Genomic DNA, 25,008 nt, shown 5'->3' with positions numbered 1-25,008 from the left:
TTTACTATTTATTCATGTTTGCCCCGGAAAGTCAATAAGGACAAGGAACCGGAGCCACTATTTTTCGCGAGACGCTTTTTGGGCTTCTTCCATAAGTTGAGTAAAGGCGATGGACAAATCGGTTCATATCGTCATCGGTCAAGCATATACTTGTACCAATCGGGCGCTTGGCGCCAAGATCGGGGTGATATGCGGAAGATGAAGGGGTATCGCAAATTCGCGCTGCGAATCGCCGGAGCGTCGCTTATACTGCTGCTTGTGTGGCCCTGGGCCGCATTTGCCGCGCCTCCCGGCGTACAGACCAATGCCGAGAGCGCGGCGTTGATCGACGTTGCTTCCGGGCGGCTGATCGTGTCCAAGGACGGAGACAAGCAAATGCGCATTGCCAGCCTGACCAAAATCATGACCGCCATTACGGCCATCGAGCACGGCAGGCTGTCCGACCAGGTCAAGGTCAGCTCCAAAGCGGCGGGCAAGGAAGGCTCTTCGATTTATTTGAAGGCCGGAGAAGAAATGAGTCTGGAAAATATGCTGTACGGGCTTATGCTGCGTTCGGGCAATGATGCGGCGACGGCCATCGCCGAGCATGTCGGGGGTTCGCTGGAAGGGTTCGTCTATTTAATGAACGAGAAGGCCGGCCAGATCGGCATGTCCCGCTCGCAATTTAAAAATCCAAGCGGTCTCGACGAGGAAGGGCATTATTCCACCGCCAACGATATGGCCCGGTTGACCGCTTACGCCATGCGCAATCCGGTTTTTCGCGATATCGTCAAAACGAAGATGAAATCGGCTCCCAACCCGAACGAAACATGGGATTACCAGTGGATGAACAAGAACAAGATGCTGACCTTATATGAAGGCGCGGACGGGGTGAAAACCGGCTACACGAAGCTGGCCAAGCGATGCCTGGTGTCGTCGGCTACCCGCAACGGTCAGCAGCTGGCGGTCGTTACGCTCAACGATCCCGACGACTGGCTCGATCACCGCAAGCTGCTCGATTACGGCTTCAACTACTATCCGTTGGAACGTCTGGTGGAGAAAGGTGACCGGATCGAAAATATGCCCGTCGTCATCGGCCGTCCGTTCGCTTATCCGCTTGCCGACGGAGAGCGCGGGGCGATCCGCAAGGACGCGCTGCTGCTTGATCCCGCCTCCGATTCGTACCGGTTCGGCGAACGGGGCACGCTGACGTTCTCCATCGGGGATCGGCGGATCGGTTCGGTGCCGTTGTATGCGGAGAACAGTCCGCAGCTTTCGGTCAAGGAGGAGTCGGCTTTCAGTTACCGGGAAAGCGCAGGCTATGAGGTATCGCGCTTCCACCTGTGGCGTCTGGAGCTGCAGGAGGTCGTGCGCCGGTTGTTCGTGCTGCGGCAGTAGCGCGTTCCGGGCGAGAGGGGGAGAAACGTTATCGTTAACTGGATATGGTTGTTTTTTATCGTTGCCGGATTTGCCGTGGCGGCAGCCCAAGGCAACGTGGAGGTCGTGACGAAGGCCGTGTTCGACGGGGCCAAGAATGGGGTGACGATCAGCTTCGGCTTGATCAGCATTCTCGTCTTCTGGCTCGGCATGATGCGCATCGCCGAAGATTCGGGCATGCTGCGCAAAGTGGCGCGGCTGCTCCGGCCCGTCGTTCGGCTGTTGTTTCCCGACGTGCCCAAGGATCACCCGGCTGTCGGATATATCATGTCCAACATGAGCGCCAACCTGCTCGGACTTGGCAACGCCGCTACTCCGATGGGCATCAAGGCGATGCAGGAGCTGCAAACGCTCAATCCGGACAAACATACCGCGAGCCCGGCGATGTGCACGCTGCTAGCGCTCAATACCGCCAGCATTACGCTTATTCCGACGACGCTGATCGCCATCCGGATGAACTACAATTCCGCCAATCCGGCCGAGATCGTCGGGACGACGCTGATCGCCACCGCGATCGCCACTATGGCGGCGATACTGGCGGACCGTTGGTACCGACGAAGGCTAATGGCCAAAACCGTGCCGAAAGGATGATCGCGCTTGTATTCGCTCGTATCCGTGATGTCCGCCTGGGCGATTCCGGTATTGATCGTACTCATACCTCTATATGGGGTATACAAAAAAGTGCCCGTGTACGAATCGTTCGTCGAGGGGGCCAAGGACGGATTCGATACGGCGGTCAAAATCATCCCCCATCTGGTGGGTATGATGGTCGCCATCAGCGTCTTCCGCGCTTCCGGAGCGATGGATCTGCTGATCGGCTGGCTCAAGCCCGCACTGGAGCATATCGGCGTACCCGGCGAAGTGCTGCCACTCGCGATCCTTCGACCGATCACGGGGTCCGGCTCGCTTGCTTACACAGCCGATCTGATCGGCCAATACGGCCCGGATTCGCTGATCGGCCGGATCGCCTCGACGATTCAGGGGAGCACGGATACGACGCTGTACGTGCTGACCGTTTATTTCGGCGCCGTCGGCATACGCAACGGGCGCTACGCGCTGAAGGTCGGGCTGTTCTCCGACCTGGTCGGCTTTGTCGCGGCGGTGGCGGTCTGCCTGCTTGTGTTTGCCGCAGCGGGCTGACGAATTCGGCGATTGGCCGTTTACGCTACTGCTCTTCCTATGAACGAATACGAAGCGGCGCCATGAACTCTCCTGACCGACTCAAGTCCTTTTCGCCTCCGGGCAGATAGGGCTTTTTTTCTTTTAGCGGGTATCGCACTTCCGAACGCCCGCCTACATATAATGGAGCAGCCCGACTAGGCGAGGTGATTCCAGGGATGCAACCGACCGGCATTACGATCCATCAATCCGTCTGCTCGTCGATAAACGGCAAAGGCTACGATTTCTATATAACCCGGCACGGCGAAATTATACCGTCGTCCGAAACGACCGATCCGCAGACGATTCATATTTGCGTCGAGGGCGACTTCTCCCGGCCCGACGAGACGGTGTCCGGCCTGATGCAGGAACAGTTCTTCATCCTGCAAAAGCTAGTGCTGCGGCTGGCCGACAAGTTCGGTTTCGACCCCGGCGACGTGATCTCGCATCACGATGAATGCCCCGGGAAGCATTTTCCATGGGCCGAACTTGTGATTTCCCCAAAGGATGGTTATCATTAGGGTTGAGGTGACTGTCAAATGGAACGATTGCAAAAAGTTTTGGCCCAGGCCGGCGTGGCGTCGCGGCGCAAATGCGAGGAATACATCGAAGCCGGCAGGGTTCAGGTGAACGATGAGACGGTAACGACACTGGGGGTCAAGGTCGACCCCGCCGTCGATGCCATAAAAGTGGACGGGCGTCCGATCAACCGTCAACGCATGCAATATATTTTGCTCAACAAGCCGAAGGGCGTCATAACAAGCACGTCCGACCCGGAAGGCCGCGACGTGGTGAACGATTACATCAAGGACGTCAAGGAGCGGGTATACCCGGTCGGCCGGCTTGATTACGACAGCGAAGGACTGCTGCTGCTGACGAACGACGGGGCGCTGGCGAACCTGCTTACGCACCCGAGCCATCACGTGCCGAAGACGTATCACGCAACAGTAGAAGGCGTGCCGCACGGAGATTTGCTGGACAAGCTGCGGGCCGGCATTCAGTTGGAGGACGGCTTGACCGCTCCGGCCGAGCTGGAGTACGTGGATATCAATCCGGAGAAAAACGAGACGATCGTGTCCATCACGATTCACGAGGGCCGAAATCGCCAAGTGCGGCGCATGTTCGATGCGATCCGGTTTCCGGTCATCCGGCTGAAGCGCATTCAGTTCGGCTCGCTGCTGCTCGCCGGGCTCGCCCGTGGCAAGCACCGGATGCTTACGAAGGCCGAGGTCGAGGAGCTGCGCCAGAGCGCGGTGCAGTCACATAATGTTCAAAAAACTCCGCAATGACGGCGTTTTTTCTCAATCGATTTCGCTATAATGGGTGTAGCCGCATTGATACTGGAAAGTGAAGGTGATTTACGGTGCGCGAACATAAGAAATGGATTCAAGGCATCATTCTGACCTTCGTTTTGCTGATCGGAGGATACACGATAGGGAGCAGCCTGTTCGCCAAGGAAGACATTCCTCGCGAAGGGAGCACTGCTCCTGATTTTTCGTTAACGGGGCTGGACGGGAGCAAGGCTTCGCTGTCCGATTATCGCGGCAAAGCGGTGATGGTCAACTTCTGGGGTTCTTGGTGCGAACCGTGCGCCCGCGAAATGCCGGCGATTCAGCGCCAGTACGAGAAGTGGAAGGACAAGGGGCTGGTTGTGCTCGGACTGAATCTGGATGAAAGCAACGTCACCGTGCAGAGCTTCGTTCAGCAGATGAACATAACGTTTCCCGTGCTGCTGGACAAGGAGCTGCGGATGCGTGACCGTTACGCGGTCCGTTATTACCCCACGACGTTCTTCATCGATCCGTCCGGTAAAATCGTCAAGATTGCCGTCATGGAAATGGATGACGACTTCATCGAGCAAACGATCCGCCCGATGCTGAAGCTGTAAGCTGTAAGCGAATGAGTTCACCTCTGTAAAGGAGCGATACACCCCGTGATTGTGAACACGAAATGCGAATGCGGGCATCAAAATCATGTGGGAACCGTATTGTGCGAAGCGTGCGGGAAGCCTCTGCACGAGGACGACGGAGATGCCCCGCTGGAGATGCGCTACGACGGCGTCGCCCGGCGTTCCCAGAAGGATAACCCGTCCGTGCTCGACCGGGTTTGGAATTTCTTCTCGTCGGTGCGGGTAGCGATTTACCTGATACTGGCTACGCTCGTCGGAGCGATGCTCGGCTCGATTTACCCGCAGGAAAATACGTTTCTGAACGTCGATCCGGCCAAGTATTACAAAGAAACGTACGGCTGGACCGGGGATTGGTACTACAAGCTCGGTTTATCCGATACATACGGCTCCTGGTGGTTTATCGGCCTGCTCGTCTGTATCGGCACTTCGCTTGTCATCTGCAGCCTCGACCGGGTGCTGCCGTTGTACAGGGCGCTCAGCAAGCAGCAGATCCGCAAGCATCTCGCTTTTCTGCTGAGACAAAAGGTCGTGTATACCGCACCGCTCGGAACAACCGGTGCCGGCGCTCAACAGCCGGAAGCTTGGGTCCAGGATGCGGCGGCGAAGCTGCGCAAAAAAGGGTATCGGGTGCATACGGACGGGGCCGCGCTGCTCGCCGAAAAGCACCGGTTCAGCCGGTGGGGGCCTTACATTAACCATATCGGCCTGATCATCTTCCTGCTGGCCGTGCTGATGCGCGGTTTGCCGGGCTGGCAGCTGGACCAATACGCCGGATTTCTCGAAGGAGAGCCGGTTCCGCTTCCGGAAACCCATTATTATTTGGAGAACGAGCAGTTCAACGTGGAGTTTTACGAGGAATCGGAGATGAGCGAGCAGTTTCGCGAGAAAGGGCAGATCGTTCCGAAGCTGTACGAGACGAAGGCGATTCTGTACCAATGCGTAGCCGACTGCGACGACCCGAACAAGCGGCCGGAACTTAAGGAACTGACGCGTCAGACGATTACGGTCAACCACCCGTTGAACTACAAAGGGCTGCTGGCGTACCAATTCGATTACGCCCAGACGCCGCGTCTGCTGGCGGTCAGTCCGATGCTTCGCAACAAGCAGACCGGACAGGCTTACGGCCCGTTTACGATCCGGATGAAAAATCCGGAGCAGACGTATGAAGCCGGACCGTATAAGCTCGAGATGAAGGAGTTTTTTCCGGACTTCTCGCTGAACGACAAAGGCACGCCCATCACCGTGTCCAACGAACCGAACGCGCCGGCGTTCGTCTTCTCGATTACCGGCCCGGATCTGCCGAAGGAAGGCCAATCTTACCTGTACTTTCCTCGCGAGGTCGACAAAATCAAGTTCAGTCAAGACAAGATCAACGGAGCGATCGGCAGCGTGTGGGACATTTCCGTCAATTCGATGGATGACGTCAAGATCGCCAATTTTACGAGCTATTTGAACATACGCCGCGATACGGCATTGCCATACATCTTTGTCGGCGCGACGATTTTCCTGATCGGCGTCGTGATGGGACTGTATTGGCAGCACCGGCGCATCTGGTTGCGGTTTGACGACGGGGACAAGCTGACGCTTGGCGCCCATACGAACAAAAACTGGTACGGGCTGCGGAACGAAGTGGCGGTGGTGCTGAACCGGACAGGCATCGAGGTAACTCCGAAGCAGTTGGCCAAAGAGGTGAACAATTCTTGAATACGGAATCGCTTAGCGGAACGTTTTTATTGATTGCATTTATCCTGTACACGCTGTCGTTTATCGTCTTCGGCATTGCGGTTACGGGAAAAAAATGGAGCTCGCGGGACCCCGAGCGCCACTTGAAGCGATGGGGCCGGGGGGGACTCGTTCTAACGATCGTCGGCTTCGCTTCCCAGCTCGGCTATTTCTTCACGCGCTGGTACGCGGCGGGGCATATTCCCGTCAGCAACATGTTCGAGTTTTTGACTTTCCTCTCGATGATGATCGCGCTCGCATTCGTGATCGTATACGCGATATACCGCGTTGCCGTGCTCGGCATGTTCGCGATGCCGGTGTGCGTCATCATCCTGGCTTACGCGCTCGTGTTTCCGCCGGACATTCAACCGCTCATTCCGGCGCTGCAAAGTTACTGGCTGAAAATTCATGTTACGACCGCGGCGTTCTCGGAAGCGTTTTTTGCCGTAGGGTTCGCAGCCGGGCTGATGTATTTGCTGCGGGTGGTCAACTTCAAGGGAACGTCGAAGGCGGACCGCCGCGAACGGCGCGGCGTGGAAGTCGTCATTTTCGTCGTGTTTACGGTCGTGGCGTTCGTCGTGACTTCGTTTGTTTTCAAAGGAATCGGCTATGAAGCAAAGTTCAAGCAGGAAATTACGAAGATCGACCAGAACGGAAAAGAGAATGTGACGACAAGCACCGTCGATTACGTGCTGCCCCCAATCGTCAAGCCTTACAACAGCACGGTCGAAACGATGAAGCCGTTTTTGGGCATGGAGGAGCCGTTGTTTACGTCGCCTTCGTGGATGAACGGCATCAATGCGGGCCGGAAGCTGAATACGTTCCTCTGGTCGCTCATCGCCGGGTTGATCTTGTACGGACTCGTCCGGCTCATCCTGCGCAAGCAGGTGGGCGCGGCGATTCAACCCGCGATGAACGGGATGGACCCGGAAGATTTGGACGAGATCAGCTACCGAGCGATTGCGATCGGATTCCCGTTGTTTACGCTCGGCGCGCTCATCTTCGCGATGATCTGGGCGCATGAGGCGTGGGGGAGGTTCTGGGGATGGGACCCGAAGGAAGTCTGGGCGCTTATTACGTGGTTGTACTACACCGCGTACTTGCATTTCCGTCTTTCCCGCGGTTGGCAGGGCCGCAAGTCCGCCTGGATGGCGGTGATCGGCTTTGTCGTCGTCATGTTTACCAACGTCGGTGTCAATTTGATCATAGCCGGGCTTCACTCGTACGCCGGCGTGTAACGAAAAACTACAAGCGAGTTTGGCCAAGGAGGGTGAACGGCAGATGATGGATTTGAAGGCGAGCATATTGGTAGTAGACGACGAGGAGCGCATCCGTCGCTTGCTGCGGATGTACCTCGAAAAAGAAGGCTACGTGATCGACGAGGCGGAGGATGGGGAATCGGCGCTGGCCAAGGCGCTCGAAGGCGACTACGATTTGATTCTGCTGGACGTCATGCTGCCGGGCATCGATGGAACGGAAGTGTGCGCCCGTTTGCGGCAGGTGAAGGCCACCCCGGTTATTATGCTGACCGCGAAGGGTGAAGAAGCGAACCGCGTTCAAGGCTTCGAAGTCGGGGCCGACGATTACGTGGTGAAGCCGTTCAGTCCCCGGGAAGTGATCTACCGGGTCAAAGCGATCCTGCGGCGCTCCTCGGCGACCGCGTACTTGGCTAAAGATGCGATTCATGCCAGCAACAACATCGTGTTTCCGCACTTGATTATCGAGCACGACGCTCACCGGGTAACCGCCGGAGGACAAGAGGTGGCTCTGACGCCGAAAGAATATGAGCTGCTGCACTACTTGGCGACATCGCCGGACAAAGTGTTCTCGCGCGAGGATTTGCTCAAGGACGTGTGGAATTACGAATTTTTCGGCGATCTGCGCACGGTCGATACGCATGTGAAGCGGCTGCGCGAGAAGCTGAACAAAGTATCGCCGGAAGCCGCAGCCATGATTACGACGGTATGGGGCGTAGGGTATAAGCTCGAGGTGCCGAAATAACGTGAAACTGTGGAAATGGAAAAGCGTCGTCGGCAAGCTGTGGATGACCATTATCGGATTAGTCGCCGTTGTTCTTGTGATCAACGGCGTCTTTATGGGACAATTTCTCGATACGAACTTCGCCAACTCGAAGGACCAGGAGCGAAGCCTGCAGAAGCTGGCGTTGAAAGTGTCTGCAGACCTGACGCTGCATAAGGAAGAGTTCTCCTACGTAAATGCGGTCGCGGAACTGCTCGATGCCCAGGATGCGGCTTTGATCGTATTGAATGAACGGCTGGAGGAGATCATTCCCGCCGCCAAGGCAACGCAAATTCCGCGGCTGAAGGCGCGAGATTTGTTCGAGTCCGAGAAGCTGACCAAAATATTGGAAGGCGGCAAGTTCCCGGCCATTTTCTTCGATCCGCAAACAGGCAAGCGATTTTTGGCGGTAGGCGTACCTCAATACGAGGCTGGCACGAATAAAGTAAACGGTGTCGTCGTCTTGTATCAGGCGCAAATCGCTCTCGATTACACGCAAGCCTATTTTCAGAATTTATTCGTAATCGCCGGCGTTATCGGATTTTTGCTCACGACGCTGTTCGCCTTCTTCCTGTCGTCGCGCATCACGCAGCCTTTGCTGCAAATGAAAAAGGCGGCAGACTTTATTACGCTGGGCGAGTACAAAACGCGGGTGCCGGTAACGTCCTCCGACGAAATCGGCGAGCTGGCGATCGCGATCAACAAGATGACGGAGCGCCTCGACTTGACGATCCATGCCTTGAACAACGAGAAGGAGCATTTGTCGAGCGTATTGCGCAGCATGACCGACGCCGTCATTACGCTGGATGCCGATGGGAGCGTCATTTTGACGAACCCGCAGGGGGAACTGCTTGTGGAACAGTGGCAGGGCATCGGCTGGGAGGACGCTGACGGGGAGTATCCAGAGCAGACGCTCGTACCGGGACCGCTTCAATCTTTGTTTGCCGATGTGGTCAGCACGAACAAGGAAAATACGTCGACCATTCGCGTGCATAGCAGCGTCTATTCCGCGGTTATGGCTCCGCTTTATTCGTCCGAAGGACTGCGAGGCGCCGTCGCCGTGCTCCGCGACGTGACGGAGGAGCACCGACTCGACAAGCTGCGCAAAGATTTTGTCGCCAACGTCTCGCACGAACTGCGGACGCCTCTGTCGATGCTGCAGGGGTACAGCGAGGCGCTGCTTGACGATATCGCCGCCACACCGGAAGACCGGCAGGAGCTGGCTCAAGTGATCCACGACGAGTCGCTGCGGATGGGACGGCTGGTGAAAGATTTGCTGGACCTCGCCCGGATGGAAGCCGGCCACATGGAGATGAATTTTCGCGAGTTTGAGCTGGAGCCGCTCATCCAACGGGTATACCGCAAGTTCAGCGCGTTGTGCAAGGAGCGCGGCATCGCCTTCAAGCTGATGCTTCCGGACAGCGGCATCACGATGCGCCATGCCGACGAAGACCGGCTGGAGCAAGTATTAACGAATTTGCTGGATAACGCGATTCGGCATACGCCAGAAGGAGCATGGATCGATATCCGGGTAAAGAGGATCGCCGAGCAGCAGGACGAGACGGTTCAGATTGAGATTGCCGACGGCGGAAGAGGGATTCCGCAGGAGGACCTGCCTTATATTTTCGAGCGGTTTTACAAAGCCGATAAGGCCCGGACCAGAGGCACGTCCGGTGGTACGGGGCTTGGCCTCGCGATCGTCAAAAACATCGCCGACGCTCATCAAGCCGCTCTCTATGCGGAGAGCGAGCTCGGACAAGGCACCACGTTCTTTATTAAAATTCCGAACCGTACAAGAACGTCCTGAATCTGATTCGGATGGGCCTGGACAATGCAGCAATTTCCTCCGCAACGGGATTTCCCGAATCGAAGGTGGAGCAGCTTCGTCAGCAGCACAGTTGAACCAGACAACAGCTTCGTCGAACAAAAAAAGGGATACGTCGGCAGCATGCCGCGTATCCCTTTGCGTCGTGGCGAAAAGTCGTAAAAAAGCGAAATTCGTTGTTAGGTTTGTCGCGATTTTGCAGGTTCAGCAGGAATCTTGTTGAATGGGCGCGACAAATCTTGTTGTACGTGAAACAATGTCTTACGGTTTTCAGTAATCGAGACGCACTTCGCGGACCCGTTTAATCTCTGGAGATTCGGCCAACTGCTCCAACACGGCCTTAGGCGCTTGTTTGTCGATCGTCAGCACCATGATGGCCGACCCGCCGACATCGGTACGTCCGACTTGCATCGTCGCGATATTGACGTCGTTATTGCCGAGCAGCGTGCCGACGCGGCCGATAATGCCCGGTTTATCCATATGGGAGACGAGCAGCAGGTGGCCTTCCGTCGGAATGTCCACCGGGTATGGTCCGATCTGTACGATTCGTTCCCCGAAGCCGGCGAGCAGCGAGCCGGACAGCCAACGTTCCTCGTCCTTTGTCTTCAGGCTGAGCGTAATCCGGTTCGTAAACCCTTGAGTCGAGATCGATTTTTGGACCACGATGTTGATATCCCGCTGCTTGGCCAAGTGCATCGAGTTAACCGCATTGACCTGCTCGAAGCCCAGGTGGTGCGACAGGATGCCTTTAAGGACATAACGGGTTAACGGGTTCGTATCGAGATCGGCCAGCTCGCCGGAGTAGTTGATTGTAATTTCCCGCACCGGACCGTCGGTCATTTGGGCGAGAGCGTTGCCGAGCTTGTCGCACAGCTTGAAGTAAGGCTGGATTTTGCTCAGCAGCTCGGCCGGGATCGGCGGCATGTTCACCGCGTTCTTGAACGGCTCGTTGCGCAGAATATGAATCACTTGCTCGGCTACGTCGATGGCGACATTTTCTTGCGCTTCTACCGTCGAGGCGCCGAGGTGAGGGGTTACGATGATTTTCGGATGCTTCAGGAACGGATGATCTTCAGCCGGAGGCTCATGCTCGAATACGTCGAAAGCGGCCCCGTGTACAATGCCTTGATCGATCGCTTCCACCAGCGCATATTCGTCGATGATGCCGCCGCGTGCGCAGTTGACGATGCGCATGCCTTTTTTCATCACTTCGAATTGAGGACCGGCGATCATATGGTGCGTTTCGCTCGTAAGCGGCGTGTGCACCGTCATGAAATCGGCGTTGCGGATGATTTCGTCGACCGACGCCAGCTTGATGCCGACCTTCTCCGCGCGTTCCTCCGTCATGAACGGGTCATAGCCGAGCACCTTCATGCCGAAGGCGATCGCGCGCTTGGCCACTTCGCTGCCGATACGACCCAGGCCGAGTACGCCCAACGTTTTGTTGCGCAGCTCGACGCCGACGAACGATTTGCGGTCCCATTCGCCGCCGACGGTTTTTTTGTAGGCTTGGGGAATATGACGGGCCAAAGCCATCATCATGGCGAAAGTATGCTCACAGGTAGTGATCGTATTGCCGTCCGGCGCGTTGATGACGACGATGCCGAGACTGGTGGCGGCTTCCAGATCGATGTTGTCTACACCGACGCCGGCCCGGCCGATAACTTTCAAATTCGTGCCGGCTTCCATAATGCGGCGGGTTACTTTCGTTTGGGAACGAACGAGAAGAGCGTCGAACTGACCGATTATAGAAACGAGCTCGTCCTCGCTGAGCCCCGCTTGTTTGACGATTTCTACGTCGCTTGCTTCCGTCAACTGCTGCAACCCCAAATCGCTGATCGGATCGGATACCAATACTTTGTACATGATCCCACTTCCTCCTTGAGCATATGTTTGCAAAATGAGCTTTCTAAAAGCAAAAAAACTCCCGTCCCATACGGAAAAAATTCCGTATATAGGGACGAGAGTGTGGTTCGCGTTGCCACCCTAATTTGCAGCGCATTCGCACGTGCTGCCTTACTCGGTCTGCCGAACAAATAGCGGACCAGAGCGTTAACGGGCTCTACCGGTTGCGCTTAAGAGACGACTCGTTCGCGCATCGACTCGGGAGTGGATCGTATACCATAGCTACCGGTTCGCAGCAACCACCGGCTTTCTGTAAGCTTCCGGAATACTAGTCTCCGTCTTCGTCGTTAACTTGTATCATTATAACTTACTTTATCATGTCGAATGCGAAAGTGTCAATCAATTCGAGACACATTAATGACAGGGCCTGCGAAGCGAAAACGGTTACCGTCAAAAAATGGACACATTTTGACCCCTGGCGACGCCGACGCAAAAGGCGGGAATTCGTTTTGCTTGAACTCGCCGCCCATTTTCGCTATCTTCAAATAAGAGGCTCACTTGTTCTCGTAAAAAAACGGAAGCTGCGGCAGGGTATCGCCGCCGTACCACTTTTCCTTGCGCGTTACGAAATCGCCTTTGCGGGCCGAGCCTGTTTCTGCAAGCAGATCGATGATCTGCTGAATGTCGTTCAAATTCATTTTCTGGGCTTGGCCGCCTGCAAACCATTCATCGATGCGGACCGTCATGTCCTGCGGGTACAGCGGCAAATATCTGACCTCGCGCAGCAGGATAGAGGAGACGGCAGCGTTTTTCGCATTGATGCCCATTTGATCCCATTCTTTTTTGGAATATGCAGTCTGTCCCAGCAAATTGGCGCCTTTGACCTGCGGATTGATCGTTTCGTTCCATTTGACCATGGACATGTAAAACTGCTGCTCTCCTTGCAGCGCGAATTTCTTCGCTTCGCGGAAGTAGGCGTCCTTGTCCACCTCGGCAAGCACATCGCCCGGTGCTAGCGAGTTCGCTTTGGACTGAAACGATTTGGAAGATTCGGCGAACAGCTTCAAGCTTTTTAAAATATTTTGATGAGCCTCTCCGAGCAGCGGAGACGTATCGGGAGTGGCTACTTTGGACAAGGCCGTATACTTGTCATCGGCAGCTTTCGACAAATCCTTGAATACGGAAGAGGCGTCGATCGTGTGCGCTTGCAGCTCCAACTCCTTCATTTTGTCGAACCAGCGATTCGCGAATTCGCGATAGGGCGTATAAATCGTATGATAATACGAAACAAGATGCTGCTGCTCGTACGCTCCGGGTTTCTTGGCCGCGTCCTCCCGGGCGGATAGAAGGGCGGCGTGCTTCGATTCCGTACGCTGCTGGCCGAGCTGGAGGCCGAAGAAGAAAGCGCCGGCTATGCAGACGAGCAGGAAAATAAACACAAGCGAAAGCAAATAGTCCGAACGATTCAGGCGCTTATCCATATGATGACTCCTTAACCAGATTTCCTACTTTAAAAGTATAGGGTAAAATACCTAAAAAGTGAACCGTGTAACCCGGAGGAAACATGAAAAAAATAAATTTCAGAAATATCCGCATTCGCAAAGTCGATCCGGCCGAACTGGACGACGGGATGCTGCTGCTTAATTTGTATTTGACGCAGGCGATTACGTTCGTGCTTGGGCTGACGATCGTGCTGTTCCAGTCCCAGTCGCTGATCGCCCTGCTCCGCTTGCCCGACCGCTTGTCCGCATGGGGCTGGGCGGTGTTGTTCGCAATCGGGGTGCTGCTGTTCGACTGGCTCGTCGCCCGTTTCGTTCCCGAAGAGGTGACGGATGACGGCGGCGTCAACAAAAAGCTGTTTCGCTTGCGGCCTCTGTGGCATATCGCATTGCTGTCGTTCGTCGTGGCGGTATGCGAGGAGTTGCTGTTCCGCGGGGCGCTGCAGCATGCGTTCGGCCCGTACTGGACAAGTATCGTGTTTGCGGCCATCCATGTGCGTTATTTGCGGCATTGGCTGATGACCGGGATGGTATTTGCAATCAGCTACGGTTTGGGCAAAATGTACGTAATGACCGGCTCCCTGTGGACCCCGATCGCCGCCCATTTTATAATCGACTTTGTGATGGGCTGCATTATACGTTACTGGAAGGATGAAGAGGATGGGGAAGGCTGACTACACCGAGAAGGAGATGCCGGCTTTGCCGGACGAAGACGACATGCGTCTCCCGCCGAGACGGGTCATTCATTCGTCCGACAGCATCAAGGCTACCCGCATATTTCACGCCAGTCTGGTCGTGCTTCTGATTCTGCTGACGATGGGCATTATTTTCTGGTACCAGCTTTACGGAGAATGAACGTAACCGCGAGGAGGATTTTTATGGACTATGCAGCGTATTTTGCCGCCAACCGAGAAAGCCAGTTGAACGAACTCAAGGAATGGGTATCGATTCCGAGTATATCCGCGCAGTCGGAGCATAAGCAAGATGTGAACCGGGCGGCGGAGTGGCTGGCCGAGGCTCTCGCCCGTGCCGGTCTGGAGCATGTGGCGATTCATCCGACTGCCGGACATCCGATCGTGTACGCCGATCATTTGCATGCCCCTGGCAAGCCAACCGTACTCGTATACGGTCATTACGATGTTCAGCCGGTAGACCCTTTGCATTTGTGGCAAACGCCGCCCTTCGAGCCCGACATTCGCGACGGCAAGCTGTACGCTCGGGGGGCTACGGACGACAAAGGACAACTGTTTATTCATATCAAAGCCATCGAAGCGATCCTGCGGCAGGAAGGCGCGCTGCCGGTCAACATCAAGGTGTGCATCGAAGGCGAAGAGGAAATATCGAGCGCCAACCTGTATCCGTTCCTGCAAGCCAACAAGGAGCTGCTGGCGGCGGATGCGGTGCTTATTTCCGATACGGAGCTGCTGGCGCCGGGCCAGCCTGCGATCTGCACAGGACTGCGCGGACTGTGCTCCATGGATATAGCGGTCCGTACGGCAAAAACGGACTTGCATTCCGGCTCGTACGGGGGCGGAGTTCCCAACGCTCTGCATGCGCTCGTCACATTGCTCGATTCCCTGCATGAGCCGGACGGCCGTATTGCGGTAGCCGGATTTTACGAGGATGTGCCGGAGCTTTCGGCCGAAATGAAAGCGGAGCTGGCCAAAAAAGGCGTCGACGAAGAGGGCATCCGCGAACGGCTGGAGCTGGACGCGCTGTTCGGAGAAGCGGGATATACGTATGCGGAGCGGGTCGGCGCGCGGCCTACGCTGGAAATCAACGGCATGTACGGCGGCTTTCAAGGAGAGGGCACCAAAACCGTTATCCCTTGCGAAGCGCATGCCAAAATCACTTGCCGGCTCGTCGGCAGGCAAAATCCGCAGGATATTTTGGACAAAATCGAACGTCATTTGCGGCTGCATACGCCTCCGGGGGCCAAAGTAAGCCTCGTTCAGCGGGAAAAAGGAAATCCGTTTACGATCGAACCGTCCGTTCCGGTGCTGCAAAAAGCGGCTGACGCTTACGAGCATGTCTATGGGGTCAGACCGGTTTTCACCAAGGACGGCGGCTCGATTCCGATCGTCGAGGCGTTCGCCCGCGAGCTGACCGCACCTGTCGTGTTGATGGGCTTCGGCTTGCCGACGGAAAATTTACACGCTCCGAACGAGCATTTTCATCTGGAAAATTTCGATAAAGGCCTGCTCACGATCGTAACCTTTTTGAGAAGGCTTGCTTGAATCGGAAACGACGCAACGCCGAGTCTTCCCCTTCCTGTTTTTTGCACGAATGGCTGTCCCCCGAAAGGTTAAGCTAACAGAGAATTTAAACACTTTTCCTTGACAGGAGGGACAGCTATGCGAATAGGCGCATTTCTTCTCGGCGGATTGGCGGGCGCGGCGGTTGTCATGTATGTTCAGCGCAACAACCCGATGTCTTTTATGGGTATGGGCTCAAGCCGGACGCATGAGCGCAATAAAACGGCGAGGTCGGGTAAAAACTTCTCGTCCCACGCTTCGTCCGGCTCCTTTTCCGAATCCGCGTGGAACGGATCCGGGCTGGATCAGCTGGAAAAATTGATCAAGAAAGACCCTGCGGTCAAAAGTCAGGTGGACGAAATTTTGCACAAATCGCAGGAAAGCTTCATGACCCAGTAAGCTAAGCGTCCCGATTGAATCCGGGAATAGAAGTCCGCTCCTTGCAAAAGGGCGGGCTTTTCGCGCTGGGCATGATTTTGAACGGTTTTTGAACATTCGATTATAGAGAACTTTTATAGTGCAACGCCTTTAAAAACATGATAACATGGACTATACATGCCCGTGAGTTTCGGCTCACCAAATTAGCGATCGCGTCATACTCTGTTATGACAGTAGTGGGAGGGAGGTCCTGTCATGAGAATTGAACGCCTGAGTGTGGATAAGATAAGGATTTTCCTGACATTCGACGACCTGACGGAGCGTGGTATCGAGAAAGAAGACATGTGGCGCGAAATTCCTAAAGTTCACGAGCTGTTCAGCGAAATGATGGAGCAGGCGCACTCGGAGCTTGGCTTCGACGCCTCGGGACCGCTTGCCGTGGAAGTATTTGCCCTTCCGGCACAGGGTATGGTAGTGATCGTCACCCGGGGAAAGGTGCAGAGCACCAGCGATCCGGTGGACGAGGAAGAAGCGGAAGAAGTGTACGAGATGGAAGTAACGCTCGAGCAGAGCGATGTGATCTCCTACGCTTTTCATGACTTCGAATTTTTGTTGAAGGCTTCTCATGTGGCGTCGCGCATTGGCGTTACGGAAGGGGTTCTTTATTCCTATAAAGGCAAATATATTTTGCAGATCGACCCGGAGGAAATGGAAGAGCCGCAGTATCAAGCGCTCATCGCCATTTTGTCCGAATACGGGGATGCCACCTCGGTGACTACCGCCGTGTTGGACGAGTATGGCAAACGGGTCATCGGCGAATCGGCGATTCGCGTACTATGCGAGCATTTTCATAAGTAAACGGATCGCTTTGCCGGATTGGAAGGGATTACCTAAACGGGCAGCATCTCCAAAAACGGATGTTTTTGCGGATGCTTTTTTCCGTGTTTGCCGAATGAGGAAGGAGGGGACGACGGATGGCGTGGCTTTCGGTCATTACTGCGGCAGTGGCGCCGGGCATCGCGCTGCTTGCTTATTTTTATTTGAAGGACCGGTATGATTCGGAGCCGATTCATATGGTCGTGCGCGTATTCCTATTCGGCGTCCTGCTCGTGTTTCCGACCATGGTGCTCCAGCGTACCCTTCAGCTCGGGCTCGGGGACAACCCGCTCCTGTTCGCCTATGGCATTACGGCGGCCGTCGAGGAATTTCTCAAATGGTTTATCGTATACTACGCGATTTACAAACATACCGTGTTTGACGAGCCTTACGACGGAATCGTTTATTCCGTATCGGTGTCGCTCGGCTTCGCCACGCTGGAGAACGTCATCTATGCCTTGTTGAACTCGTTTTCGTTCTCGGCGCTGCTGTTCCGCGCCTTTTTGCCCGTGTCCGCCCATGCTCTATTTGCTGTGCTGATGGGCTATTACATGGGAAAAGCGAAATTCGGCGATCCGCGGCATTCCGCCCGACTGTTGTTTAAATCGCTATGGATTCCGATATTATGGCACGGTACGTTCGATTACATTTTGATGCAAACGAAAACGTACTGGCTTTGGCTGATCGTTCCTTTGATGGTATTTTTGTGGGTAAGGGGCATGGGCAGCGTCAACCGCGCCAACGCCAAATCCCCGATGCGCGCCGTAAGGGCGGAAGAAGAGATTAAAATGTGACAAAAGCGGGTATAATTCCGGTAAATGCCAATTTCGGCTAACCGGAGGTTTACGATGATCGGAATGAGAGTGAAAGTATCGATTCGATGCAAGCGCTGCGGTGAACGCTTCGTGCTGCGCGGCAAACAGGAGAAGGAGCGCGTCGAAACCGGCTTCAAGCAATGCTTGTGCGACAACCGGAGCGATTTCGATATCGAGCTCGCGGAATAATCCAAGACGGCCGAGGACAATCGGCGAAGCTGCCTGAAGGGCGGCTTCTTTTTTTTGCCCGAATCCGAATGCGAATTGTCCGACGGATGCATAAAGTTCAGCGTGGGGCGAACACTAGTCTCAAAAGTGGCAAAGGAAGGGAGCGCCCTTATGTACAAAAGGCTGAGCGCCATCTTGTTCCCGGTTATGACCGTACTGCTGGTCGGTGCGGTTCTGTGGGGATATCAAGTGAACCAAGAGAAGAATTCGATTTTGATCAAGGCGGAAAACCAGTATCAGCGCGCATTTCACGATTTATCGTTTCACGTCGACAAGCTGAACAACGAGCTTGGCAATACGCTGGCCCTCAATACGGGGTCTTACGCGTCCCAGCGCAAAGGACTTGTCAACGTATGGCGGTTGACGAGCCAGGCCCAAAACGAGATCAACCAATTGCCATTGACGCTGCTGCCGTTCAACAAAACGGAGGAGCTGCTGAGCAACATTTCCAACTTTTCGTACCGGGCCGCAGTCCGGGATTTGACAAACGAGCCGCTGAACGATGAGGAAATGAAAACGTTGACCGCCCTGTATGAGCATTCGAAGCAAATTTCCAACGATTTGCGGGACGTGCAGTCCAAAGTCATCTCCAACAGCCTGCGCTGGATGGACGTAGAAGTGGCGCTCGCCACGGAGCAAAAAACGTTGGACAATACGATCATTGACGGCTTCCAGACCGTAGACAAAAAAGTTAGCGAATACGAGGAGATCAACTGGGGCCCTTCCATGTCCGCCATGTTCGAGAAACGCACATTTTCTGCGCTTGCCGGCAACGACGTGACGGAGGAGGAAATCAGGCAAAAGGCCGCCCTTGTCATGAACGGCCGTCCGCTGTCCAACGTGCAGGTGGTCCAGAACGGCGACGGGACGGAGTACAGTTCCTTCAGTCTTTCCGGCAAAAACGAAAACGGCGGCGACGTATCGATGGATTTTACGAAAAAAGGCGGCCAATTGATCTGGTTCATGTCGCCCCGCGACGTAAACGAATCGAAGCTGGGACCGCAGCAAGCAAGCGAAGCGGCGCAATCGTATTTGGAGGCGCACGAATACAAAGGGATGACGCCGATCAGCTACGACGCCTACCAGCATGTGGCCAGTCTCACGTTTGCTGCCAAGCAGGATGACGTCATCGTGTTTCCGGACAAAGTGACGGTCAAGGTAGCCCTCGACAACGGCGAAGTGCTCGGCATCCAAGCGTCCGACTTTATTTTCGAACACCATAAACGTGATATCGGCACTCCCAAGCTGACAATGGAGGAAGCCCGGAAATCGTTGAACGGCGGCTTCCAAATCAACAACGAGTCGCTGGCGCTGATCAAAAACGACATTGATCAGGAAGTTCTCTGCTATCAGTTTACAGGACGGGTAAACGGCAGCGTATATCGGATTTACATTAACGGAGACACGGGCGGCGAGGAAAAGGTCGAGCAGCTGAAACAGGCCGAAGCCCAAGTCGCTTCCTGATAAAACGCACGCACCTGGTAAAGAAGAGAAGGCTGTCTTGACGGCCTTCTCTTTTTTGCTCTAAGATTAAGCGTGTGTTTTGCGGAATGACGTATGCTGCGGCGAAATGATCTGGTATAATGGAACCATATAGGCATATGAATAGGTCTAAAGTCTGGTTAGGTCATCGGGAGGTCCATGACGTGCTTCCAAAAGTGAATCAAATCTTATATATGCAGGTAAATTCCGTTGACCCCGAGGAAGCCCAGCAGGAGTACAAATCCCGCATTGCGGACATCAACGAAAACTACATGTCGCTGGAGGTGCCGCTTCATGTCGGAACCGGCAAGCTGAAGCGGCTGTACGCGGGCGATCAGATCAACGCGTACTACATAACCGAGGGCGGGGTTAAAAATTATTTCAATACCGTCATTCTCGGTTTCAAGGAGGAAGTGATCCGGCTCGTCCTAATCAAGCCTCCGGAGCCCGAGCAGATTACGAAAGTGCAGCGCCGCAATTTTTTGCGCGTGCCGGCGGAGCTGGAGATCGCCGTCAAAGTAACCGAACAGGTCATGTTTACCGCCATAACCGACGATGTGGGGGGCGGGGGCATCTCGTTTCTGTGCGAGGGACGGATGCCGGTCAAAAACCACGATATGATCGTCTGTTGGCTGCTCCTTCCTTTCCGCAACGGAGCGATCGATCATGCCAACTTCAAGGGGGAAGTCGTGAGGATCAAGGCGCTGGAAAACGGCAAGTTGATCGTCATGGTGCAGTTCGCGGAAATTGCCGACGTGGAACGGCAAAAAGTGATCCGCTTCTGCTTCGAGCGTCAGTTGGACTTCCGCAAAAGATAACGCGACTAACAAGTTTTCGTGACGAATGAGCGGAACGGTAATCGGGCATACTGCTACCCAAATCGACGGAAAGCGGTGCATGCCCGGTGGCGGAATGCGAGAGCGGGAAAGAGGAAAGGCCTAATACCCGGGAGGGGGCGCAGGCCAAGGAGTACGAGGCCGTGTTCATCCGTGTCTCGGACTGGGTGGAGCGGTTGCTGCGCGGAGCGATCTATGTCGGTCTGGCTTTGCTTGCGGCGGCGCAGCTGCTGCTCGCGGTACCGGCTGTGCGGACGTGGGCTGTGAAGGTGGAGAGACTGGAAGGCATACCGTTAGAGCGCAGCGGTCCCGGCATTGGGCCGTAAATTTTTTGCGCTTCTTTTGCAACCCCATCCGCAGTGTGGTATAATTTTCTACGGTATGTGCAGGCTCGGCCTGCTTTTTTTTCTCGTTTTCAGCATGAGAATGACCTGCAAGCAGCAAGGGAGGACGCTTTCCGTTGGAAAAATTCAATATTGCGATCGACGGACCGGCCGCTGCCGGCAAAAGCACGGTTGCACGCCTCGTAGCCCGGCATCTCGGCTTTGTGTACGTGGATACGGGAGCCATGTATCGCGCAGTCACCTGGAAAGCGCTTCAGGCCGGAATCGCTTCGGACAACAAGGACGAGCTGGTGAGGCTGGCAGGCTCGCTGCAGATCGAGCTGTACCCGGGAGAGCAAGCCCAGCAAGTCATCCTTGACGGCATCGATGTGACCGATCTGATCCGCTCAGTAGCCGTCAATCAGAACGTTTCGGCTGTGGCTGCCGTGCCGGAAATCCGCCGCTTGCTTGTTCTCAAACAGCAGGAGATGGCCCGTGCCAAAGGCGTAGTCATGGACGGACGGGATATCGGGACGCACGTGATGCCGGATGCGGAGCTGAAAATATTTTTGACCGCAAGCGTCAGAGAGCGGGCCGAGCGCCGCTATCTGGAAATGAAGGATAAGCAGGAAGAAGTCACGCTGGAGCAATTGGAGAAAGATATCGCCGAGCGGGACCGGATGGACGAGGAGCGCGAAGCCTCGCCGCTGGTGCGCGCCGACGATGCGGTGCTGATCGATACGAGCGGCATGTCCGTGCCACAGGTGGCGGAGCGCATTCTGGAGCTGGCAAAAACCGCGGCAGGCAAGGGGATCCGATAATATGAAGCTGTACCGGTTCGGCAGGTTAGTCTGCCGCATCTTCTTCAAAACGTTTTTCCGGGTGGAAGTATCCGGCCGGGAACATATTCCGGACAAGGGCGCGGTCATCTTGTGCTCCAACCATATCAGCACGTTGGACCCTCCGCTCGTCGGTACGCCTTTAAACAGGATGGTGCATTTTATGGCCAAGGCGGAGCTGTTCAAAATCCCCGTATTCGGGCCCATGATCTCCAATCTTGGAGCGTTTCCGGTCAAGCGCGGCGGCGTCAGCAAGGAATCGATCCGGCATGCGCTGCAAATGCTGGGCGAAGGCGGAGTGCTCGGTATTTTTCCCGAAGGCTCGCGCGGCGGCGGCATGGGCAAAAAAGGCGCGGCCAGTCTGGCTTTGCGCTCCGGAGCAACCGTCGTGCCGGTCGCAATCATCGGGACGTACAAACTGTTCGGCAAGATGAAGATCGTATACGGACAGCCGCTCGATTTGTCCCCTATGCGGGAATCGTCCAGTTCGGAATCGCTCGAACAGGCTACGGAGCATATTATGGCATCCATAAAGCAATTAAGAGAAGCGAATTCTTAACGCCCGATAACCCCGGATCCAACCGTACGTTGATTCGCGCGTATGGAAATGGTATCTTGGAATTATACTAAGCTATATGTTTGACGAAAGTTACGGTTTGTCAGTCGAGGAGGTAATCAACCATGTCAGAAGAAATTAAAGTTCAGGACAACGTCGAAGCAGCCGAAGTAACAGAAACTGCAGATCAAGATTTGTCCAATGTGGTCACGTACAAAAAAGGTGATGTCGTTAAAGGAAAAATCGTTAAAATTGAAGATAACCAGGCAATTGTCGATATCGGTTATAAATACGACGGCATCATTCCGCTGAAAGAGCTGTCCAATGTAAGCCTGGACAACGCTGCCGACGCGGTGGAAATCGGTCAGGAAATCGAGCTGAAAGTGCTCAGCCTGGACGACAACAAAGAAAAGCTGCTGCTCTCCAAGCGCGCCGTAGACAGCGAGCAATCGTGGACCGAGCTGCAAACGAAGCTGGAGCAAGGCACGGTCATCGAAGCGCAAGTGAAGGAAATCGTCAAAGGCGGTCTCGTCGTTGACGTTGGTTTGCGCGGCTTCGTGCCGGCTTCGATGGTAGAACGTCACTTCGTGGAAGATTTCTCCGATTACAAGGGCCGTACGCTTCGCCTGAAGGTGAAGGAGCTGGACCGCGAGAAGAACAAAGTCGTGCTCTCTCAGAAGGACGTGCTCGACGAGGAATTCGAAGCGAACAAGAAGCAAGTGATGGGCGAGCTGAAGGTCGGCCAGCAATTGGAAGGTACCGTACAGCGTCTGACGCAGTTCGGCGCGTTCGTCGATATCGGCGGTATCGACGGTCTCGTGCACATTTCCGAGATGGCTTGGCACCATGTGCAACAGCCTTCCGAAGTCGTGCAAGAGGGCGACAAAGTCCAAGTGCAAATTTTGAAGGTCGATCCGGAGAACGACCGCATCAGCTTGAGCATCCGCGCTACACAGCCGGGTCCTTGGCAGCAAGCGGCCGACAAGTTCCAACCGGGCGAGATCGTGACCGGTACGGTCAAACGGCTCGTCAGCTTCGGGGCGTTCGTGGAAATTGCGCCGGGAGTCGAAGGCCTTGTGCATATTTCGCAAATGGCTCACCGTCACATCGGCACTCCACATGAAGTGCTGAAGGACGGCCAAGAAGTCAATGTTAAGGTGCTTGATTTCAATCCGGCCGAGAAACGCGTTTCCTTGAGCATCAAAGAAACCGAAGAAGCGCCGGAAGCGCCGGCTAAACCGGAACGCGAGCGCAAGTCCGACCGCGGCGGTTCGCGGGGCAGCAACCACAACGAGCCGATTCCTCCTCGCGAAAGCTTGAGCATGACGCTTGGCGAACGGTTCGGCGACAAGCTGAGCAAATTCAAATAAGACGGCACTATCCCGGGACGGCTTCCTTGCGAAGCCGTCCTTTTTGCTGCTTGGTTGGAAAGTTTTCCGGTGAACGGCGCATACTATCCACATCAATAAAACGATAGGTGATGCGAATGAACCCCGGCTTCCTGTCTTTGATTCTGATCATCATTGTGCTCATTCTGCTGGCGAGCGGCTGGAAGCGTACGCTGCTCCCCGGCATTCCGGACGCCGCCGTTCTGATTTTTTTTGCAGGCTGGTTCGTCTCCGCGTTATTCCGCTTCACCCTGTACGGTCATCCGGAGACGAGCGGCACCGTCCTCTGGTTGTCCGCCACGGCGCTTGCTGCCGCTCTGTGCCGTCGGCCTCCGCTCCAAGTGCTCCATTTGGTCTCGCTTGGCCTGTTTTTGGCATCGCTTTATTACGTGCTGAAGCATCTCGGGGACTTGAATCCTTTTTTTATCCCCGGACACAGCTGGTCTTCGGGGGCCATGGTCGTTGCGATTGCGGCCTCTCTGCTGCTGCGTAGAACGACGGATCAGATAGCGGCCGTCAGCATCGCCTTGCTGCTTGGCTCGGCTTTGTACGGCAGCGCTTATCCGGATAGGTGGACGGCAGTGCTGGGAGGACTGCCTTTTCAAGACGAATGGTGGTTTACGATCGTGACCGCCCGGCTGCTGTCCGTAGCCGGCGAGTGGGTGTCCGCCGCCGTGCGGGGCGCCTCCAAAAGCTTGTCAGACCGGTGGAAAGGATTGAAGAAATGACCGATCAACTGTTCGAGCACCGCTATACGGCCGGTGTAATCGTCGGCGTGCTGTTCGGGATGTTGGCTAGGCTGACGATGCTGCGCACCGATTACCGTCAATACCCGACGTACCCGCATGGGAGGATCATCCATATCGCGCTCGGCGCAATCGCCGCGGCTTTGGGAGCGGTAGCCGTCCCGGCGCTGTTCGACAAAAATTATACGGCGGTCACCTTCTTGACCGTTGCCGCCCAGCAGTTCCGCGACGTGCGCAGCATGGAGCGAAGCACGCTGACGAAGATGGACGAGATGGAGCTAGTCCCCCGCGGCGGGACGTACATCGAAGGCATCGCTATGGTATTCGAGGGACGCAACTACCTGGTTATTTTTGCGGCTTTTGTCGGTTCGCTGTTTACGATTTTATGGAACGTGTATGCGGGAATCGGCTGCGGGATGGTGGCCGTTCTTATCGCTCAATGGTTCAAATCCGGCAAATCGATCGCCCATGCGGCTGACGTTCAGGTGGCCGACGTCGTGCTGGAGGGTCCCGATTTGTACGTGGGCGATATTTATATCATGAATGTTGGCTTGTCCGCCGACCGGGACGTGATTCGAAAGCGTGCGCTCGGCTTGATTTTGCAGCCGAAAAACCGCAACTTCCGCGTCTCCTTGGCTAATCTGGGCCAGCGCCAGGCGATGCTGCACGACCTTGCGACCATTCTCGGCGTCTACCGCGATTCCGGAGAGCCGGCGCTCGTCCCGCTGGCCAAGCTGGATATGGACGACGGGCGGCTCGCCTTATTCGTCCTGCCGCAGGAGCGGGACGCCGAGAAGGCTCGGCAGGTGCTGCTGCGCGTTCCACTGCTGGAAAGCGCGGTGCGCATGCCGTCCGAGTCCGCCGCACAAACCAAAAGGGGAGGAACGTAAACG

General features: G+C 55.4%; 27 protein-coding genes and 1 other annotated feature. Of the genes, 25 read left to right on the top strand and 2 right to left on the bottom strand.

The genetic code is table 11. The features are described from left to right. The first annotated feature begins 198 nt into the window (after positions 1-198). From ABD796_RS13720 to ABD796_RS13675, 10 genes are all read left to right on the top strand, one after another. Positions 199-1,377, top strand: a complete 1,179-nt coding sequence (locus ABD796_RS13720) for a D-alanyl-D-alanine carboxypeptidase family protein (protein ID WP_344908670.1) — start codon at positions 199-201, stop codon at positions 1,375-1,377. Positions 1,378-1,407: 30 nt separating this feature from the next. Next, entirely contained in the window at positions 1,408-2,007 is a 600-nt protein-coding gene (locus tag ABD796_RS13715) for a nucleoside recognition domain-containing protein (RefSeq protein ID WP_344908954.1), read from the top strand. Positions 2,008-2,013: 6 nt separating this feature from the next. Continuing rightward, entirely contained in the window at positions 2,014-2,556 is a 543-nt protein-coding gene (locus tag ABD796_RS13710) for a spore maturation protein (RefSeq protein ID WP_344908669.1), read from the top strand. Positions 2,557-2,753: 197 nt separating this feature from the next. Continuing rightward, positions 2,754-3,095, top strand: coding sequence for a peptidoglycan recognition protein family protein (locus ABD796_RS13705; RefSeq protein WP_344908668.1), 342 nt, complete (start codon positions 2,754-2,756; stop codon positions 3,093-3,095). Positions 3,096-3,113: 18 nt separating this feature from the next. Next, positions 3,114-3,863 carry a pseudouridine synthase gene (locus ABD796_RS13700; RefSeq protein WP_344908667.1) on the top strand — a complete coding sequence of 250 codons (750 nt, stop codon included), beginning with the start codon at positions 3,114-3,116 and terminating at the stop codon, positions 3,861-3,863. Positions 3,864-3,937: 74 nt separating this feature from the next. Further along, positions 3,938-4,462, top strand: coding sequence for a thiol-disulfide oxidoreductase ResA (gene resA / locus ABD796_RS13695; RefSeq protein ID WP_344908666.1), 525 nt, complete (start codon positions 3,938-3,940; stop codon positions 4,460-4,462). A 45-nt stretch (positions 4,463-4,507) separates the two neighbouring features. Then, a complete protein-coding gene (gene resB / locus ABD796_RS13690; RefSeq protein WP_344908665.1) occupies positions 4,508-6,187 on the top strand; it encodes a cytochrome c biogenesis protein ResB in 1,680 nt (559 codons plus the stop codon). Further along, the gene (gene ccsA, locus ABD796_RS13685) at positions 6,184-7,443 is read left to right on the top strand and encodes a cytochrome c biogenesis protein CcsA (RefSeq protein ID WP_344908664.1); all 1,260 of its coding nucleotides are present in this window, start codon (positions 6,184-6,186) and stop codon (positions 7,441-7,443) included. Before resB ends, ccsA begins: the two co-directional genes overlap by 4 nt. Before the next feature lie 43 nt (positions 7,444-7,486). Further along, a complete protein-coding gene (locus ABD796_RS13680) occupies positions 7,487-8,206 on the top strand; it encodes a response regulator transcription factor (RefSeq protein WP_344908663.1) in 720 nt (239 codons plus the stop codon). A gap of 1 nt (position 8,207) precedes the next feature. After that, a complete protein-coding gene (locus ABD796_RS13675; RefSeq protein WP_344908662.1) occupies positions 8,208-10,031 on the top strand; it encodes an ATP-binding protein in 1,824 nt (607 codons plus the stop codon). Between the two features lie 288 nt (positions 10,032-10,319). On the opposite strand, the gene serA is transcribed toward ABD796_RS13675, so the two are convergent. Together serA and ABD796_RS13665 are read right to left on the bottom strand one after the other, a co-directional pair. Next, a complete protein-coding gene (gene serA, locus ABD796_RS13670; protein WP_344908661.1) occupies positions 10,320-11,915 on the bottom strand; it encodes a phosphoglycerate dehydrogenase in 1,596 nt (531 codons plus the stop codon). Between the two features lie 87 nt (positions 11,916-12,002). Next, positions 12,003-12,245, bottom strand: a binding site (T-box leader). A 203-nt stretch (positions 12,246-12,448) separates the two neighbouring features. Then, positions 12,449-13,375, bottom strand: coding sequence for a hypothetical protein (locus tag ABD796_RS13665; RefSeq protein WP_344908660.1), 927 nt, complete (start codon positions 13,373-13,375; stop codon positions 12,449-12,451). 83 nt (positions 13,376-13,458) lie between these two features. Between ABD796_RS13665 and ABD796_RS13660 the strand changes: the two genes are divergently transcribed. From ABD796_RS13660 to ABD796_RS13590, 15 genes are all read left to right on the top strand, one after another. After that, entirely contained in the window at positions 13,459-14,067 is a 609-nt protein-coding gene (locus ABD796_RS13660; protein ID WP_344908659.1) for a CPBP family intramembrane glutamic endopeptidase, read from the top strand. Then, complete coding sequence (locus tag ABD796_RS13655) at positions 14,054-14,248, top strand: hypothetical protein (RefSeq protein ID WP_344908658.1); 195 nt, start codon at positions 14,054-14,056, stop codon at positions 14,246-14,248. The genes ABD796_RS13660 and ABD796_RS13655 overlap by 14 nt, the downstream gene beginning before the upstream one ends. Before the next feature lie 23 nt (positions 14,249-14,271). Then, positions 14,272-15,630, top strand: coding sequence for a dipeptidase (locus ABD796_RS13650; RefSeq protein WP_344908657.1), 1,359 nt, complete (start codon positions 14,272-14,274; stop codon positions 15,628-15,630). 117 nt (positions 15,631-15,747) lie between these two features. Further along, the gene (locus ABD796_RS13645) at positions 15,748-16,047 is read left to right on the top strand and encodes a hypothetical protein (RefSeq protein WP_344908656.1); all 300 of its coding nucleotides are present in this window, start codon (positions 15,748-15,750) and stop codon (positions 16,045-16,047) included. Between the two features lie 234 nt (positions 16,048-16,281). After that, entirely contained in the window at positions 16,282-16,884 is a 603-nt protein-coding gene (locus tag ABD796_RS13640) for a genetic competence negative regulator (protein WP_344908655.1), read from the top strand. A gap of 116 nt (positions 16,885-17,000) precedes the next feature. Continuing rightward, on the top strand, positions 17,001-17,696 hold the full coding sequence (prsW, locus tag ABD796_RS13635) for a glutamic-type intramembrane protease PrsW (RefSeq protein ID WP_344908654.1): 696 nt from the start codon (positions 17,001-17,003) through the stop codon (positions 17,694-17,696). 54 nt (positions 17,697-17,750) lie between these two features. After that, positions 17,751-17,906, top strand: a complete 156-nt coding sequence (locus ABD796_RS13630; protein WP_344908971.1) for a hypothetical protein — start codon at positions 17,751-17,753, stop codon at positions 17,904-17,906. A 150-nt stretch (positions 17,907-18,056) separates the two neighbouring features. Continuing rightward, a complete protein-coding gene (ypeB, locus tag ABD796_RS13625; RefSeq protein WP_344908653.1) occupies positions 18,057-19,409 on the top strand; it encodes a germination protein YpeB in 1,353 nt (450 codons plus the stop codon). Between the two features lie 182 nt (positions 19,410-19,591). Next, on the top strand, positions 19,592-20,245 hold the full coding sequence (locus ABD796_RS13620; protein WP_344908652.1) for a flagellar brake protein: 654 nt from the start codon (positions 19,592-19,594) through the stop codon (positions 20,243-20,245). Between the two features lie 86 nt (positions 20,246-20,331). Further along, positions 20,332-20,589 carry a hypothetical protein gene (locus ABD796_RS13615; RefSeq protein ID WP_344908651.1) on the top strand — a complete coding sequence of 86 codons (258 nt, stop codon included), beginning with the start codon at positions 20,332-20,334 and terminating at the stop codon, positions 20,587-20,589. 134 nt (positions 20,590-20,723) lie between these two features. Then, positions 20,724-21,407 (top strand): (d)CMP kinase, encoded by a 684-nt coding sequence (cmk, locus tag ABD796_RS13610; RefSeq protein WP_344908650.1) that lies wholly within the window; start codon positions 20,724-20,726, stop codon positions 21,405-21,407. A 1-nt stretch (position 21,408) separates the two neighbouring features. Further along, positions 21,409-21,984, top strand: coding sequence for a lysophospholipid acyltransferase family protein (locus ABD796_RS13605; protein ID WP_344908649.1), 576 nt, complete (start codon positions 21,409-21,411; stop codon positions 21,982-21,984). A 122-nt stretch (positions 21,985-22,106) separates the two neighbouring features. Further along, entirely contained in the window at positions 22,107-23,351 is a 1,245-nt protein-coding gene (rpsA, locus tag ABD796_RS13600) for a 30S ribosomal protein S1 (RefSeq protein ID WP_344908648.1), read from the top strand. A 116-nt stretch (positions 23,352-23,467) separates the two neighbouring features. After that, positions 23,468-24,097 carry a hypothetical protein gene (locus ABD796_RS13595; RefSeq protein ID WP_344908647.1) on the top strand — a complete coding sequence of 210 codons (630 nt, stop codon included), beginning with the start codon at positions 23,468-23,470 and terminating at the stop codon, positions 24,095-24,097. Next, positions 24,094-25,005, top strand: coding sequence for a YIEGIA family protein (locus ABD796_RS13590; protein WP_344908646.1), 912 nt, complete (start codon positions 24,094-24,096; stop codon positions 25,003-25,005). Before ABD796_RS13595 ends, ABD796_RS13590 begins: the two co-directional genes overlap by 4 nt. Positions 25,006-25,008 lie beyond the last annotated feature (3 nt).

The organism is Paenibacillus hodogayensis (assembly GCF_039536325.1).
Lineage (GTDB): Bacteria > Bacillota > Bacilli > Paenibacillales > NBRC-103111 > Paenibacillus_AB > Paenibacillus_AB hodogayensis.
The sequence above is the reverse complement of the archived record's forward strand: the minus strand, read 5'-3'. Positions and strand labels throughout refer to the sequence as shown.